A 16075-nucleotide genomic window follows, 5' to 3' on the forward strand; every position below is an offset into this window, starting at 1 on the left:
TGACACAGGTCTCATCGACGCGCCACGATTCGCCGACTTGGCGCGCCAAACTGCCGCGCGCCAATCAAGGAGAGAGTCCAGCGTCAATCAGGATGAGAATCGCGGGGCCGGGCGAAGGGTCGGTTTTCCCCTCGGGAGGACCGATTCGTTGCCCGGCCGCCATGTCACCGACCGCCAGATGAGGCTCTTCATGCAATTTCGAAAGACCGACCGCGCCGCCGTCGCCGCCGCGAAAGCCGGCTTCAGCCCGGCGACCGCCTACCGGCTGGAACACGATCCTCGGCTTCCCTCGCAAAAGAAGGCGCCGCGCGCCCGCCGGCGCCCCGATCCGCTGGAGAGCGTCTGGGACAGCGAGGTCGTCCCCATGCTGAAGGCGGCTCCCGGGCTGCGCCCGATCGGCGTGCTCGCGGAGCTGCGCCGCCGGCATCCGGAACTCGGCGCCGGCGTGCGCCGCACGCTGGAGCGGCGCATTCGGAACTGGCGCGCCATCCATGGTCCCGAGCAGGAGGTGATTTTCCGGCAGGAGCATCCTCCGGGCCGTATGGGGCTCTCTGATTTTTGCGACATGCGCGATCTCGAGGTCTCCATCGCCGGCGTTCCGCTCGAGCACCGGCTCTATCACTTTCGCCTGCCGTTCTCGGGCTTCGAATCCGCCCATGTCGTGCTCGGCGGCGAGAGCTTCGTCGCCCTGGCCGAAGGCTTGCAAAACGCCTTGTGGACGCTCGGCGGCGCGCCGCAGCAGCATCGCAGCGACAGTCTCTCCGCCGCCTTCCGCAATCTCGACGCCGACGCCAAGGAGGATATGACGCGCCGCTATGAGGCGCTCTGCGCCCATTATGGAATGACGCCGACGCGCAACAACAAAGGCGTCTCCCATGAGAACGGCTCGATCGAAAGCGCCCATGGCCATATCAAAGCCGCCCTCCAGGACGAGCTGCTGCTGCGCGGCTCGCGCGACTTCGACGATCTTCCCGCATGGCGAAAGTTCGTCGACGAGCTCGTCGGCCGGCGCAATGTCCGTAACTCCGCGCGCATCGATCTCGAACGCGCGGAACTGAAAGATCTGCCGCCGCGCAAGACGTCGGACTTCGAGGAAGAGCGAGTCTCGGTCACCTCGTCCAGCGCCTTCACTTTGCGCAAAGTCTTCTACACCGTGCCGTCTCGGTTGATCGGCCATAAGCTTCTCGTGCGCCTCTACGACGATCGGCTCGAAGTTTTTCAGGGCTCGACGCATCTGTTCGATCTGCCGCGCGGAAGGCCCGGACCAGGCGGCAAGCATGGGCATGTCGTCGATTATCGGCACGTCATTCATTCTCTGCGCCGAAAGCCCATGGCGCTCTTGAACCTCGTCTACCGAGACCAGCTCTTTCCCAGGCGCGCCTATGCGCGCGCTTTCGATGAGCTGCTCTCCGAAACCGGAGAAAAGGCCGCCTGCAAAACCATGGTCGGCCTGCTCGCCATCGCGCATGAACGCGCCTGCGAGGCCGAGCTCGCCGTCGCGATCGAGGAGGAACTCGACGCCGGCCGTCTGCCGAACCTTTCCAGGCTGATCGAACGCTTCGCACCGAAGATCGGCACTGCGCCCAATGTGATTGTCGCGCTGCCCGAGCTCGCCGTCTATGACGCGCTCGCCTCTCTCGAAGGAGCGGCGGCATGAAGGCGAACGACAAAATCGACGCCGCGCGCGTCGACCTTCTTCTCTCCGAGCTGCGCCTCTCCGGCATCAAGCTCGTCTGGAGCGCGCTCGCCGCCACCGCAGACAAGGAAGGCTGGCCCGCCGCGCGCTTCCTTGCGGCGCTCGCCGAGCAGGAGCTCGCCGACAGAGGTCAGCGCCGCTTCGCCCGTCATCTCGCCGAGGCGCGTCTACCGCCCGGAAAAACGCTCGCCGCTTTCGACTTCGACGCCGTGCCGATGATCTCGAAAGCGCAAGTCCAAGCGCTCGTGGCCGGCGACGCCTGGCTCGAAAAAGGAGCCAATTTGCTGGTTTTTGGTCCACCTGGGGTCGGAAAATCACATTTGGCGGCGGCCCTCGGCTTGGCGCTCATCGAAAACGGCTGGCGCGTGCTCTTCGCGAGAACGACGGATCTCGTCCAGAGACTGCAAGTCGCGCGACGCGACCTCACTCTCGAAGCCGCGATCGACAAGCTCGACAAATATCATTTGCTGGTCCTCGACGATCTCGCCTATGTCGCCAAGGATCAAGCCGAAACGAGCGTCCTCTTCGAGCTGATCAGCGCCCGCTACGAAAGCCGATCACTGCTCATCACGGCAAATCAGCCTTTCGGCGAGTGGGGGAAAATCTTTCCCGACCAAGCCATGACGCTCGCCGCGGTCGACAGGCTCGTCCATCATGCGACGATCTTCGAGATGAACGTCGACAGCTATCGACGGAAAGCCGCGCTCAAAAAAGCCGCTGGCCCAGGCCGGCCCTCGGCGCGCGCGACAATCAAATCCTCATCCAGATTGCCGCGCCATACCAAACGGTTCCACCGCTTTTCGAATTCCGGGAATGTTAGCATTGAACCCAGCGGATAATGGTCGCATGGGCCAACGACAGCCCGCGCCGCCATCATTTCCACGAGGTCTCGGAAGCGGAGCATGTATCGCAGATACCAACGCACGCAGAGGACGATGATTTCTCGCGGGCAAAATGGCGTCCTTTGAAAAGATCGTCCACGCTCGACATCACTCATAACCCCCGCGTCCGATTGTGCTCACGCAAGGATTATGTCCTGTTCATGCCGTTCGCACCAGAACCAACAGGTTACCTCTTAATCAGGTTCTTGCCGGCAGTGCACGAAATGCGATCATAAACTCGTTGAACCCGGGCTGTGTCAATTGCGTAGCAAAAATCTCCAAATCAGGGAACAGGCCGTCGGCTGCGAGCCTTTCCATTTGGCGGAAGAATTCTTCATCCGTCCAAACATGGCAATGTGCGTCGGCGTGGCCGGACGCAAGATAGGCCGTGGCCCAATTGTAATACTCCAGAGTAGAACGCTCGCTCATGGCGGCGAGTTCCGGCGACCACGCGCGACTGAATTCCATGACGTGTTCCATGGTCGGCGCGCGACAATTATCGTGATGGTCCATCAAAAGATGTTCCAACCTCGTTGAGGAGCGGGACACGTCGGCAGTGTGCCTTTTGTCTGGCACAGCGAGAATGATTATACCGCCCTCTCTCGGGTCGAGCAGTTTCTGTAGGTCTTGTATATAACCGATAGGATTCGGAATATGTTCGATGACATGGCAGGCAATGACATAGTCAAAGCGCTTGTCGACTTGGGAGCTGACTAAGTCTTCGCGATTAAGCAGATAGGTGACCGGGACAACGGTCTCTGGCGACAGCTTCCACAGCTCAATCATCTCCTCCGCAGTTCGGAAATCGGCGAACTCGCAGGCTCCGAGATATTTCGGAATGCTGGGAAGATCGCAGGCCCCAATTTCAAGTCCGCTGCAGGGCGTCAGGTCGAGAATCGATCTGACGAATTCGAGCCGCTTAGCCTGATAATGTTCGCGTGTGATGACTTCGTCCATGGAGCTTGCCCCCATTGTTGCGGGTGAATTTCTATGCGGGCGCGAGCGACCCGGTTTTCGCTATGTCAGCAGAAAGAATGCTGTCATCGATGCAGCGCTCGAAAGATTCACACATATTCTTTTCTGTCAGCTGCTGCGCGAAGGCATACCCGGCATCGGCAATGCGTCTACGCAAATCCGCGTCTTTCGTCAAAGCATCCAGCGCCTTAAATGCACCGTCCTCGGGAGCGCCCAATAGGCAGTTTACGCCGTCCAGCACCATGGCGCGCACCGAGGGAACGTCGGCTTCGATGCAGGCGCAACCACAGGCCATCGCCTCAAAAATCACCGTACTGATGTTGGTAAGCGAGAAGGACAAATGAATATCGACGGTCACCATATACCCCGCGAGCTTTTCCTGAGAAATTTTTCCAAGATCCTCGTAAGGGAAAGGTAGATCAAGCCTGTGATCCAGGCCATACAGCGCGATCTTAACCGTATCGCGATACTTAGAATTAAGCCGCGCCAAAGCGGCAACGCCGGCGGAAAAATTGCGCCGTTCGATTCCAGGACGGGCGAAAAACAAAACGACGCAACGCTCCTTGCCTCCCACTCCGCGTCCCGTGCGACGCGCTCGCCCAGCTTCGTGGAAATGACGGTCGACGGCGAAGGGTATAGCGCGAATCCATTTACGCCGGTCTGCGAGGCGCCGCGCAAGATAATCGCCTATTGTGATAAAAGCCAGCTTCTCATCGTAGGTCTTTTCTGCAGACAGATAGTCTGGCGACCCGGCTGGATAGAAATCCGGCTCGTAATCTTGAATAAAATAGGCTTTAAATTTAGCGTTGTGCAGTTTAGCAACCGTCGAGGCTGTCGGCCAATTGGTAGCGATCGCGACGTCGACCGGCCCAATTAGGCTATGACCGACCCGAATTATTTCAGCATCTATCCCAAAATTGACGTGACAAAACTGCTTGATCTGCGCATCTGTTTTGTCGGCAAGATGAGCGATGGCCTCAACATGAACTCGTACGTCATAGCCTTTGTCGGCAAGATGCTTGGCTAGAATGAATATCTTCTTGTAGCCGCCGCCAGTTTCAGCGATCGGCGCCCGGGTGACGAAAGCGACGCGGAGCCCGTAGCAAGACCCACGCGACGTCTGCCGCGCGCAGGCTCCCCGCCAACGTTCGTACACGAGTTCGGGAGTGCTGAGGGTCGTGGATCGCGCCATCACTTCCTCTTGCGCACGGAGGCCAATCGAGCGCCGGTAATCAGAGTCTGAAACCAGCTTAGAGAGCCCTTCACGCCATTCTCTCTCATCGGCGCATAAGACACCGTCGACTCCGTTCTGGATGAATACGCGGAAGGCGCCGAGGTCACAAGCGACGGTCGGCACACCCAGGAGAGCTGCCTCGAGATATTTCAGCTCACTTTTTGCTTCTGTAAATTCATTATCATATTCAAGCGGAGCTAGGCTGATATCCGAAAGGTGATAGACTTTTGGTAGATCAGACCATGGCATGAATTCATATCTTTTGATACGATCAGAAAATCCGTCCAGCTGCTGAGGTAGCGTTAAATGCCCAACAATCAGCAGTTGCGTCTGGGGATATTGCTGCATTATCCATACGAGAGCGCCAGCGCATTCGGAAAAGTCTTTGCTATGTGTTTTCGACCCGCTAAAATAGGCGATAACAACGTGATCTGTATTTTCCCTACTAGTCTTACACGCCTCCACCGCGCCTTCGATCATAGCTTGGCTGACCTTGTTACGTATAACAAAGGCGAGCTTGTCTGGAAAAAGCTCTCCAACAACCTTGTGCAATTTTTCAGTCGAGACGGAAACATAGCCGCAACGGCTCATCGCGGCATTGTATCTCGTAACCCCATTTAGATAGAGGGACTTTTCCGCATTGTTCATCGAATTGTAAGCATCAATTTGTGTGACGCGGGCCGGATCGAAGATAAGGTCATCTACGTCATAAACGAGCATGACGCCTCGCTCCAAAGCCTGCTTGGCGAAGCTCTGGAAAGCGCCATCATCGGGCACGCGGTGGGCTACGATGATCGAGTAATTTTTTAACAATTGCTCATAAGGAAAATCGTGCGGCTGGAAGACATCAACTGAATAGCCACAGTTTTGTAACGACTCGGCTTGGTGCTCGCAACGGTAGCGAAAGGCGTCGCCTGGGCAACCGCTTATGAAGGCAAAGGTCTTATGCGCCTCTCTCGGCGGCGCGAGATTGAATTCAAGAGCAAAGACCATACTTTCATTAGCTGAAAAAATCGGGAAACAGGCAGCGCGGTAACTCGGCTGGCGTCCGGCGATAGTAAACTGGCTACCTTGCTTGAGCGTGAGAACCTTCACATCCAGCTGCAAAACCACATTTTTTATGTAGACGGGCGCCTTCGGCCAAACCGTGAAAGAGTGGCCATCTGAGATCATTTCCGGAGAAACAACCTCTTCGTGTAGTAAAGCTTTTTTATTTTCATCGTCCATCAGCGCATAAAGGGATATTTTGATTTTCGCTCCATTTGGCTGGCAATATGTGAAGAAGAACATATTGAAGGAGTGAATGAAATCCACCGGGGCAACAAAAAATTGTGAAACCTGATCGTTCTGCGCGATGGGCTCGAAGGCTTGCAACGCGCGTGAACTTTGCTTGAAGGGGGCGCAGAAGCGCTGACCTATCCGCTCCTCGATACGCTCGACGCGGACGTCGAGCGTCTCATCGCTCTTGTCGAGATAAGCCAAATAATCTTCGTAGGTGACGACGTTTCTCTCTGGAACTCGCTCTTTTTTTCGCGCCGTGACAGCTTTTTTTCGCGCCAGGACAGCTTGGGTCGCAACAGGAAAATGATAATGCCGCGGGCGCGGCTCGCGCCCCTCTTGCGCACCGTATTGTAAGTAATGGACCAACGGGTTGATGCGGGCAAGAGCAACGTCTGGATTGGTTTCAAGGTACCATTCGGTATGAAAATCGGGACAAGGGTTATATTTGAGCTGCCAGCCGATGCGGATGAAGTGCTCGATCGGATCGCCGACGACATTTTCGTGGACCGTGCGATAATAGGCCGGATTGAGGAGCCGCGAATTCAAGATAAAAGCATATTCTGACGCGTATGCACGAATCGCCTGCGGAAGCTTCTCGTTGGCGGCTGCAGCACGGATCCAGTCGATTCCGGCGCGTGGACCAGGGACCGTGTCGACGCCTGCCACCGCGCCGTTGCGGACGTGATGACTAAGCGGATCGATACCGGAGCCATCGGCGCCAGTGACCATTTGAAGATACCATAAACTGTTGAAATCGGCGCGGGGATTTCGCCCTTCCCGCCAGCCCTCGTGAAAATAATGAGCGAAAGGCTCGATCTGCGCCTCGGCCACATCCAGATAGCAGCGGAGGTAATAATCTGGATCGAAATAGCGTCTCGCCTTAGAGATCCGGCAGAAGAATCCGCCCAGTCTCTTTTCCAATGAATGAATTAATGACAACGTTTAGTTCCTCGGCTGCCCCGCTTCAGCATGCTATCAAGGGGGGATTACGTCAAGTGCTGCGTGAGAAGCTCGTGCGCCGCCCGATGTGACGCCTGATATCCGTCGAGCGTAATTTTGCGCGGCAGCCGCCCGTGGCTCGCGAACGCACGACGGAAAAACGCTTTGGCGGCGGAGACATCTCGCTTCGCGCGCAGCAAAAAATCCACTGTTTTTCCCGTCTTGTCGACCGCGCGGTAGAGATAGACCCAGCGCCCCTTGATCTTGACACAGGTCTCATCGACGCGCCACGATTCGCCGACTTGGCGCGCCAAACGGTTCCACCGCTTTTTGAACTCCGGGAATGTTAGCATTGAACCCAGCGGATGATGGTCGCATGGGCCAATGACAGCCCGCGCCGCCATCATTTCCACGAGATCTCGGAAGCTGAGCTTGTATCGCAAATACCAGCGCGCCATCACCCGTCTCGTCGGCGCGATCCTGCTCGAGACCAACGATGAATGGGCCGTGCAGCGCGGTCGCTACATGACGCTGGCAACCATCGCGCCTTTGAGCGATGATCCGATCGTCAGACTGTCCGCCGTGACCGCCTGACCATTCCGGCCAAAGCTGGAAATCCCGGTGTCCGCCTCGATCCAGCTACACCACGCCCTGGGGCACGATCTAGGGAAAATCGCTTGCGTCGACTCCGCGCTGACAAAGAGAGCGTGTGACTCGGCGCGCCGAAATGCAGCGCCTCCTCCTTACGCAACCGCTCCGAAGCTGGTCTCGTGACCGACGGTCCCGCGGAGTTCGTGGAGATCGAGCTCGAGCAGACGGCCGTTCGTAATGAGAGCGATGCGAAGATCGAGATCGTCGTCGGCAAGGTCGTGCTACGATTGGAGCAGGACACCGCGTCGACTCGCATCGCCGAGATCATGACGGCGCTGGAGCGCGGCGCGTGATCATTCCGTCGCAAGGGTTGCGGATCGTGCTCGCCGTGCGCCCCGTCGATTTTCGCTGCGGGCACGATGCGCTGGCCGCTCTGGTGCAAAACAAGCTCGGACTCGATCCGCATTCCGGCCTCATCGTCGTGTTCCGCTCGAAGCGAAGGGATCGCTTGAAGATTTTGTTGTGGGACGGAACCGGACTCGTGCTGATCTACAAGCGTCTTGGCGATAACGGTTTTTCTTGGCCGCAGGTCAGCGACGGCGTCCTGCAATTGAGCCGAGTGCAGTTCGAAGCTCTATTCGACGGGCTCAACTGGAAGCGCGTCGGCGAGCGGATCGTGGCGACGCCGACCGCGGCGAACTGATCGCAACTTCGGCTTCATTCGGCGCCTCGCTTGCGATAGATTCGCCGACATGACGCCGAGCTTCGATCCCGCCAGACTCGCAGAGCTGCCTGCCGATCTGCGCGCCGAGCTGCGCGCATTGTTCGAAGCTCAGCGCGCCATGCTCGAAGCCTAACGCATCCGCGCTGATCATGAGCTCGCCGCGCGCCTTCACACCGAGAGCGAGCTCGCAGCGTCGAAAGAGACGGTCAAACGTCTGCAATTGCTCGTCAAGGAATATGAACGCGCGCGCTTCGGCAAGCGTTCGGAGAAGCTCGATCCCGATCAGTTGCAGCTCGTGCTGGAAGATATCGAGATCGCGATCGCCGAAGTCGAGGAGCGCGAGGACGATCGCGCGCGCCGCTCGGGGCGCCCGGCGACCAGGGAGCGCGCCGGCCGCGCCGCGCGCGCTTTTCCTGCTCATCTGCCGCGCGTCGAGCGCGTGATCGAGCCTGCGAGCCTCGCCTGTCCCTGTGGCTGCGGCCTGATGGTTCGGATCGGCGAGGACCGCTCTAGCCGCCTCGACGTGACGCCGGCGCAATATCGCGTCATAGAGACCGTGCGGCCTCGCTACGCCTGTCCGAAAGGATGCGCGGGCGTCGCCCAGGCGCCGGCTCCCGCGCATCTGATCGAGGGCGGCGTCCCCACCGAGGCGCTGCTGGCGCAAGTGGCGGTCGCCAAGTTCAGCGAGCACATGCCGCTCTACCGTCAATCGCAGGTCTTCGCGCGCCATGGGATCATGCTCGACCGCGCCGTTCTGGCCGATTGGATGAGAACGACGGCCTTCCACCTCGCGCCGATCGTCGAGCGCATGAGCGTGCTGATGAAGCTGTCGGGCCGTCTATTCATGGACGAGACTCGGGCGCCGGTTCTCGATCCCGGCCACGGCCGGACGAAGACGGGATATCTGTGGGCCGTTCTGCGCGACGACCGCGGGCACGGCGGCGCCGATCCGCCGATCGTGGTCTATCATTACGCGCCGGGTCGCAGCGGCGAGCACGCCGAGCGGATGCTCGAAGATTCGACGGCGTCCTCCAGGTCGACGGCTATGGCGGCTATCATCGTCTGGCTCGCTCCGAACGCAAAGGCGGCGCGCCGTTGCGGCTCGCCTGGTGTTGGAGCCATGGCAGGCGCGAGATCTCGCCGCCACGCCGAAAGCGGGCTCGCCCATCGCCGAAGCGATCCTGGCGCGCATCGCCGCGCTCTATGCGATCGAGGCGGAGATCAGGGGCAAAGAGGCGCCGCTCCGGCAGAGCGTTCGCGCCGAGCGGTCGCGGCCTCTCGTCGTCGAGCTCGAAGACTTTTTGCGCGCCCAGGCCGCTCGCCTGTCCGGCCGCAGCGACATGGGCAAGGCCGTCGCCTATCTTCTGAACCATTGGGTCGGGCTGACCCTGTTCCTCGACGATGGTCGCGTCGAGATGGACACGAACCTCGTCGAAAATCAGATTCGGCCGCTGACTCTCACGCGCAAGAATGCGTTATTCGCGGGGCACGACGAAGGTGGACGTTCCTGGTCGCGTTTGGCTTCGCTCATCGCGACATGCAAGCTGAACAGCGTCGATCCCTATGCCTGGATGAAGGCGACGCTCGAGGCGATCGCCGACGGTCACCCGCAGTCGCGCATCGACGAGCTGATGCCCTGGGCCTTCAAATCTTCGCCGCCGGCGCCGGCCGCCTGATCGCTCGCCAGCGTGCCGACCAATCGCTGGCAAAGCATTGCGCCAAAGGCTTGCAATGCCTTGTCATACGGTTTCCGGCTGATTGACTCGGCGAGGGGATTCCCGGGACGAATCGAAGCAGCTAAGCTGTGTCGCTATGAATCGCGGGAGGCGGGTCATGGCGACGATAGCTGCACATTTGAGCGTCGATGCGTTGCGTGAACGGTATGTTTCGAGTTCGAACGCGCGCGAGGCGCGGCATTTCCATGCGATCTGGCTGCTCGCCAAGGGCCACACGCTCGGCGAAGTCGCCGAGATGACGTCCTTTGCCCAGCGCTGGATCGAGCAGCTCGCGGCGCGCTACAACGCAGAAGGGCCGGAGGCTCTCGGCGACTTGCGCCGGGGCAACGGCTCGACGGCGACGGTGTTGAAGCCCGATCTGCTCGCCGAGCTGCGCGTTCGGCTGAAGGAGCCGCCCGGGACGGAGGCTTGTGGACGAGCGCGAAAGTCGTGGCTTTTCTCGCGCGCGAATTGGGGCTGGAGAAAGTTGCGGTTCAGCGCGGCTGGGAGGCGCTGAAAGCCTGCGGCATGGCGATCCAGGCTCCACGCCCCAAAAATCCGAAGTCGGCTTCGCCCGAGGAGGCGGCGGCGTTCAAAAAACCTCGAAGACGCCGTCGCGGAGGAAGCCGCGAAGCATCCAGAGCGATCGGTCGAGGTCTTCGCCAGCGACGAGCACAGGCTCGGCCTGAAACCGGTCACGCGGCGCGTCTTGGGCGCCCGTCGGCGAGCGGCCGATCGCGCATGGCCATCATCGCTTCGACTGGCTCTACGTGACCGCCTTCGTCTCGCCGGCGAGCGGCGAGACCTTCTGGTATATGCACGACGGCGTCTCGAAGCCGTTTTTCACGGCGCTGCTCAAGACCTTCGCGCATGAAGCCGCGGCCGGCGTCAATCGCACGATCGTGCTCGTCATCGACAACGCCGGCTGGCACGGCGAGGCCGGTCTGAGCGTGCCGGATGCGTGCGACTCGTTTTTCTGCCGCCCTATACGCCGGAGCTGCAACCCGCCGAGATCTTATGGGCTCTCGTCGACGAGCCCATCGTCAACAAGCACGTCGGAACGATAGAGGAACTCGACGCGATGCGCCGCGCTCGCAAACGAGCGCGACAAAAGCCGCGCCGGCTTCCATTGGTGGCCGAAAATCGCCAAGCCGAAGTAATCAGCCGGAAACCGTATGACTTCTCGAAGCGGAGTCACGCCTCACTCGAAATTAATAGATCCTGAGCCTAGGCGCATCTTCCTGCAGTTTTTGCGAAAATAATTATGTTGGGATCGATAGAGCCTATGCCTATAATTTTAGACTCTTGAATATGAGACTGCAGCATCGCAAATGTGATCAGCTGAGCATCAATTATATCTTGCTTTAGCAAGGTATTTTCATGAATACTTTTCTCTTCTCCTTCCAGGCAGCGAACCAATTGCCGAATGGGACTGAGCGACCCCTGTGGACGCTCGACTTGCTCGAGTTCCAAATCCGCGAAGCTCGCATATACACCGCCATCTTTCACCGAATAAACATCCAGCCCCGCACCATTGGCGCGAACTGTGATTTCGCCCTGCTCGCAGGAAAGGATGAAATCGTGACCCAACGCCTGGGTGATATGACCGACCAAGCCTCCTTCGAAATATACGCTCGCTGAAATCACCCGAGGATCGGACGTCACCGACGTGGCGGGGCCATCTCTTACCACATTGTCCAGCACGGCGTGAACTCCAGCGACGCGGCGACCGAAAGCAGCGAACAGCAATAGATCTACGGAATGAGAGTGAGTCCAATAGAGCGGCGCCGAGCCGAAAGTGACCCGCACCTCCCGCAAGGCTCCGTATCGCCCTGATCTCGCCAGCGCCAAGGCTTGTCTGTAGACGTCAAGATGCCGCCGGATCGCTCCCCAGGTTACGAAAAGCTCCTTCGATGCAAACAGTGTCCGCAACTTCTCGAGTTCAGCCATGCTGTTGCAAAGCGGTTTTTCCGCGTGAATCGCTCTGGTTCCCGAATCCACGGCCTCGTGGATCAAAGCCGCTCGCCCGAATGTTCGCGTGGCAAGGCCAAGCAGAGCGGGTTTTTCCGCTTTGAGCAAGTCCCTGGGATTAGCGTAGCGACGCTGCACGCCGAACTTCTCGCCGGCCCGGTTCAGGGCCTCGAGGCTAGTGTCGCACAAGGCCTTTAGCTTCAAGCGAGGGTGGGACAAAATGGCTTCCGCATGGCTCAGCGGAAGCCAGCAGGGCGGCCCGTGCGCAATCATGGTTTCACTGGTAAAGGCGCCCATGCGCCCGCATCCAATAACCGCGGCGTCGAAGTAATGCTCCATTTTCAGACGGCGCTCCATCGTAGAAGATACGTGGTCGGAGACGAACGTCGGGAATCCAAGTCTCGGTATGCCGAACGGATATCCAAACCTTCATAGGCGCCCGACACAAGTAGCGAAGACCTCAAGTTGCCGCTCGAGATTTGTCTCGCCAAATAGTCCAGATTGGATCTTACGTTGAACCGACTGAAGCCTCGACTGTCGGGATGCTCAGGAGACAGGCCAACAGCTTCGATACGAAGCTGCTTCATGTAAAAGTACTGACTAGCCAACGGATTGATGGTGGGTGCAGGCTCTCCGCGGCCCGGAAATCCCAAGACGCCGATAATCCCCATTTTTCCAGCCGCCGCTAGCGCCGTCTCCCAATCATTCCATCCGTTGGTGGTCGAAACGACCAAATCTGCCAGATCTGACCCGAGCGCCTCGATCATTGCGGCGCGCTCATGTCGAGCAAAGACTGCCTCCGCCCCGAATTCTCGGGCGATCGCCGCCGGTCCGCCTTGATCGGACAGAGCGTAGACCTGCGCTCCCGCGACCGAAGCCATCGCGACCGTAGTCAAGCCCAAAGGGCCAAGTCCGATGACCAAAACACGACTTCCGGCCCGCGCATTCCCTCTCAACACCGCATTGTAGCCCAGGTGGAACAAATAAGCGCAAACAATGTCATCCGCCGACGCCGATTCGGGCAACCGATAGAGAACCTCGTCTTCCGCGACAACAAAGGCGCTGCGATGCGACGTGAATGTGAGCACGCGATCGCCGGTTCTGAAGCGGGTCACGTGGTTTCCCGTCTCGAGCACTCGAGCAACATTGCAGTAACCGACCAAGCGCGGATAGTTCGGCCCAGAGCGCAGCGGGGGCAGCCCTTTATACGCAGCGAGTTCGGTGCCCGGGGAGATTGCGGAAACAATCGTTTGACAAAGCAGATCCTTGTCGTCCGGCGCTCTCAAAGCTTCGGTCCGTATTTCCAGTTCGCCCGGAGCGTTGACCCAAACGACCGAGGCTTCAGCGGGCGCCATGTCGGATTTCCCTCGCCGATTGCGATACACTCATATCGCTCACGATTGTTCAATTCTGTCGGCGCGTGAAGATCGACACGTCGCCTTCGGGCTTTTCCAAACAAATGTCTTCGATTCGTGTTGAAGTGAGATCCCTGGGCCTCGGTAGGCGGCGCCATCGACAATGACGTCGGACGCCTCGGTCGCCAAGAATTCGAGAAGAGACGCCTTATCGAGAGTCACATTAGCGGAATCAAACATTTCTGAAACAAAGTAGTCTGGCAGTAGCCGCAACGCTGTCTTGAACAGAAATATCTTCTTTCCAAAAATATGAGCGACGAATAGGGCCGTGCTGTAGTGGCCAACCAACACCCTACAGGAGTTGACATGCTCTCGAAAACGTCCAATTTGAATATTATACGGGATATGATTTGAAACATCTGAATAAATATCAGGATGCGGGCAATATATTACGTTAATATTGTTGTCTTGGCAAAATTCGATCAAAGCCTTGTCTTCGACAAACTGTTCGGTATCCCAGTAGCTTTTACCCGCGACCGCGCTCCCGACGATCAGCACATCTGTTCGTTTTTCTTCAGAGCGTGGGCTCCACGGCGCCTCATTCTGATAGAAAACTTCCAACGAATTATGCCACAGAAGATGATCACGGATAATGGCAGGTTGCGGCAGTTTTGGCACCATATTAACATAGCTAATTTGTCCATCTGCTGCCATACTGTGTAATAGTAAATAGTAACTCGCAAAAATATCAGAACATATTCCGTGCAAATATTCAGTAATTTGTAGGCCATCTGTAATAGCTGCGATTCGTAATAACTCAATCGAGCGGCTGTTGGACGAAAACAATTCCAGCTTCGAGATCTCATGCACGCGAAACACAGTTTGATAGACGCTTATCAGTCCGGCGGCGAGGCAACGACCGGACAACAGCCCCGACACGAAACTTGGAAAGTGTTTCAGGACCCAAATCAACGTCGCGCGACGGAGAGAAAACCGATTTCCAGCATATTTGTCAATCCTAACGTCCGCGAAGATGAAACGGCTCGCCGACACGTCTTCTCCCGCGAGAAAATGCCGCCGCATCGACACGGAGCGAAGGAGATCCGTGTCGGCCAATCGGCCTGAATTAAATACGGCTAGCAGATTGCCGGAGACAGACGTGTAAGCCGCGGGCTTCAGAGACCCGAGCGTCGCCGCCAGGGCGCTCGTGTCGACCGACTTTCCACGTTGGATTTCCACATAGGCGTTCCAAAAATCGCGATAGACTTTAGCGCTCATCTTTTCAATTCGCTTGTCTGGCTTGCCATCCGGCATGCGCGCCACAACCACCTCGCAGGAGGAACCGGGACCGCGTCGTTTACCAGAACGACAGCAGAGGAGACGGACCGGCCGGCACCACGCCGCTCATCCAAAGATCGTCGATCAAGTTCAGCAGCAGATGATCATTGTATTTTCTAGCCGCGATCTGAAGACCGAACGGCGCGCCTTGTGGCGACTGGAAGGCGGGAACGCTGATGGCGGGGAGATGCGTCAACGTCCACATCAGAGCCGGATCGGGCTCCTCGAGCACGTGACGCTTGGGGGCGGCGCCAGCCGTGGACAAGGAGATGATGGCATCGGTATCCGACAGGAATCGATCCATCTCAGCGATCAGTCTATTCTGCATTTCGAGCGCTGCATGAAATTGACCGCCCGTGATTTGCTCACCTCTAGCGATCATATTCCGCATAACTTCCGATATCCGGCCCAGAGCTTTATACTCTTCCCTGAAGTAGTAAGATAGGCACTTATCGTAAATGACCGAATGAACCTGATGAGCCTGCTCCATTTCGGCTGGAAGCTCCCGTTCGAACATATGCACTCCGTGCTCGCCCAACTTCGTGGCGAAGCTCAGTAGCGCGTCTTTGGCGTAATCTGGGGCATGCCGCCATGTATGCGTCTTTACCAAAGCCACACGCCACGGTCGCTCCTTGGGCTTGTTTTGCCTTTTATCGTCTTTGAGCGCGGAATAGCTGAACGGGAAGTTCGGGCCGTGCACCCGGGAGACTTCCAACACGCGCCGAAGATCAGATGGGTGCGACACGAAGAATCCGATCGTGTCGAGACTGTCCGTCGTTTTCAAGGCCCCAGTCCTGGGAAGCAACCCAAAAGACGGCTTGAAGCCGTAAATCCCGCAGAAACTCGCCGGACGGATGATGGACCCGCCGGTCTGTGTGCCGAACGCCACGGGAACCATGCCGAGGGCGATCCCTACCGCCGAGCCGCTGGACGACGTGCCCGGTGTCAGTTCGACATTGTGAGGATTGAGTGTCTCATTGAGAGCATGCACCGCGAACTCGGCGGTCACCGTCTTTCCGGCGATCAATCCGCCCGCCATCCTCAAGTAGTAAACCACTCGAGCGTCGTTGCCGGGAGTAAAGCCCCGCCAAATCTCGCTGCCCATTTCGGTCGGGAAGTCCGACGTGTTGAACACGTCCTTTATTCCTAACGGGATACCCTCCAAGCTACGTAGGGGCTGCTTTGACGCCAGCCTCTCCTCGACGGCGTCTGCGCCTCGCCGGAGCGCCTCGGGATCGAAGCAGACCCAGGGCCGGTAATCACGATCGAATCGTTCGACGCGGGAGATACATTCCTCCGCGACATCGATGGGATGCAACCTGCCCGTTTCCATCTGGCTATGAATTTCAGAAATCGAAAACCGCCTGAACATGCG

13 protein-coding genes and 4 pseudogenes are annotated in these 16075 nt (G+C 58.2%); 9 read left to right on the forward strand and 8 right to left on the reverse strand.

Annotated elements, in window-relative coordinates; genetic code table 11:
• The first annotated feature begins 148 nt into the window (after positions 1-148).
• Both istA and istB read left to right on the forward strand, forming a co-directional pair.
• A complete protein-coding gene (istA, locus tag METLW4_RS0120735; RefSeq protein WP_018268148.1) occupies positions 149-1657 on the forward strand; it encodes an IS21 family transposase in 1509 nt (502 codons plus the stop codon).
• Positions 1654-2535, forward strand: coding sequence for an IS21-like element helper ATPase IstB (istB, locus tag METLW4_RS0120740; RefSeq protein WP_018268149.1), 882 nt, complete (start codon positions 1654-1656; stop codon positions 2533-2535). The genes istA and istB overlap by 4 nt, the downstream gene beginning before the upstream one ends.
• On the opposite strand, the pseudogene METLW4_RS28905 reads toward istB, so the two are convergent.
• The 4 genes and pseudogenes from METLW4_RS28905 to METLW4_RS27155 all read right to left on the reverse strand — a co-directional run.
• A pseudogene (locus METLW4_RS28905) lies at positions 2519-2686 on the reverse strand (IS6 family transposase); the annotation flags it as partial. The gene istB and the pseudogene METLW4_RS28905 overlap by 17 nt on opposite strands.
• 89 nt (positions 2687-2775) lie before the next feature.
• Positions 2776-3534 carry a methyltransferase domain-containing protein gene (locus METLW4_RS0120745; RefSeq protein ID WP_157235534.1) on the reverse strand — a complete coding sequence of 253 codons (759 nt, stop codon included), beginning with the start codon at positions 3532-3534 and terminating at the stop codon, positions 2776-2778.
• 31 nt (positions 3535-3565) lie between these two features.
• A complete protein-coding gene (locus tag METLW4_RS25630) occupies positions 3566-7006 on the reverse strand; it encodes a glycosyltransferase (RefSeq protein ID WP_157235536.1) in 3441 nt (1146 codons plus the stop codon).
• 47 nt (positions 7007-7053) lie between these two features.
• Positions 7054-7449, reverse strand: a complete 396-nt coding sequence (locus tag METLW4_RS27155) for a DDE-type integrase/transposase/recombinase (RefSeq protein WP_245258507.1) — start codon at positions 7447-7449, stop codon at positions 7054-7056.
• A gap of 7 nt (positions 7450-7456) precedes the next feature.
• Between METLW4_RS27155 and METLW4_RS28015 the strand changes: the two are divergent.
• The 7 genes and pseudogenes from METLW4_RS28015 to METLW4_RS28020 all read left to right on the forward strand — a co-directional run.
• Positions 7457-7600: pseudogene (locus METLW4_RS28015) on the forward strand (IS256 family transposase); the annotation flags it as partial.
• Between the two features lie 176 nt (positions 7601-7776).
• Positions 7777-7950: a hypothetical protein gene (locus tag METLW4_RS28405; RefSeq protein WP_018268156.1), complete on the forward strand. Its 174-nt coding sequence runs from the start codon at positions 7777-7779 to the stop codon at positions 7948-7950.
• The gene (gene tnpB, locus METLW4_RS0120780; protein ID WP_018268157.1) at positions 7947-8300 is read left to right on the forward strand and encodes an IS66 family insertion sequence element accessory protein TnpB; all 354 of its coding nucleotides are present in this window, start codon (positions 7947-7949) and stop codon (positions 8298-8300) included. The genes METLW4_RS28405 and tnpB overlap by 4 nt, the downstream gene beginning before the upstream one ends.
• A 157-nt stretch (positions 8301-8457) precedes the next feature.
• A pseudogene (gene tnpC, locus METLW4_RS25640) lies at positions 8458-9997 on the forward strand (IS66 family transposase).
• 157 nt (positions 9998-10154) lie between these two features.
• Positions 10155-10553, forward strand: a complete 399-nt coding sequence (locus METLW4_RS25645; RefSeq protein WP_051079701.1) for a helix-turn-helix domain-containing protein — start codon at positions 10155-10157, stop codon at positions 10551-10553.
• Positions 10487-10810 carry a hypothetical protein gene (locus METLW4_RS28910; protein ID WP_157235538.1) on the forward strand — a complete coding sequence of 108 codons (324 nt, stop codon included), beginning with the start codon at positions 10487-10489 and terminating at the stop codon, positions 10808-10810. Before METLW4_RS25645 ends, METLW4_RS28910 begins: the two co-directional genes overlap by 67 nt.
• Positions 10744-11103, forward strand: a pseudogene (locus METLW4_RS28020) (hypothetical protein); the annotation flags it as partial. The gene METLW4_RS28910 and the pseudogene METLW4_RS28020, both read left to right, overlap by 67 nt.
• Positions 11104-11263: 160 nt before the next feature.
• Here METLW4_RS28020 and METLW4_RS0120820 read toward each other — a convergent pair.
• From METLW4_RS0120820 to METLW4_RS0120835, 4 genes are read right to left on the reverse strand one after another with little or no spacing between them, the layout of a single operon-like run.
• On the reverse strand, positions 11264-12346 hold the full coding sequence (locus METLW4_RS0120820) for a Gfo/Idh/MocA family protein (RefSeq protein WP_157235542.1): 1083 nt from the start codon (positions 12344-12346) through the stop codon (positions 11264-11266).
• Between the two features lie 2 nt (positions 12347-12348).
• A complete protein-coding gene (locus METLW4_RS0120825; protein WP_018268166.1) occupies positions 12349-13362 on the reverse strand; it encodes a zinc-binding dehydrogenase in 1014 nt (337 codons plus the stop codon).
• Between the two features lie 39 nt (positions 13363-13401).
• The gene (locus METLW4_RS28025; RefSeq protein WP_157235544.1) at positions 13402-14685 is read right to left on the reverse strand and encodes a hypothetical protein; all 1284 of its coding nucleotides are present in this window, start codon (positions 14683-14685) and stop codon (positions 13402-13404) included.
• 34 nt (positions 14686-14719) lie between these two features.
• Positions 14720-16072: an amidase gene (locus METLW4_RS0120835; RefSeq protein WP_043333298.1), complete on the reverse strand. Its 1353-nt coding sequence runs from the start codon at positions 16070-16072 to the stop codon at positions 14720-14722.
• Between the last annotated feature and the right edge of the window lie 3 nt (positions 16073-16075).

The organism is Methylosinus sp. LW4 (genome assembly GCF_000379125.1).
Classification (GTDB): domain Bacteria; phylum Pseudomonadota; class Alphaproteobacteria; order Rhizobiales; family Beijerinckiaceae; genus Methylosinus.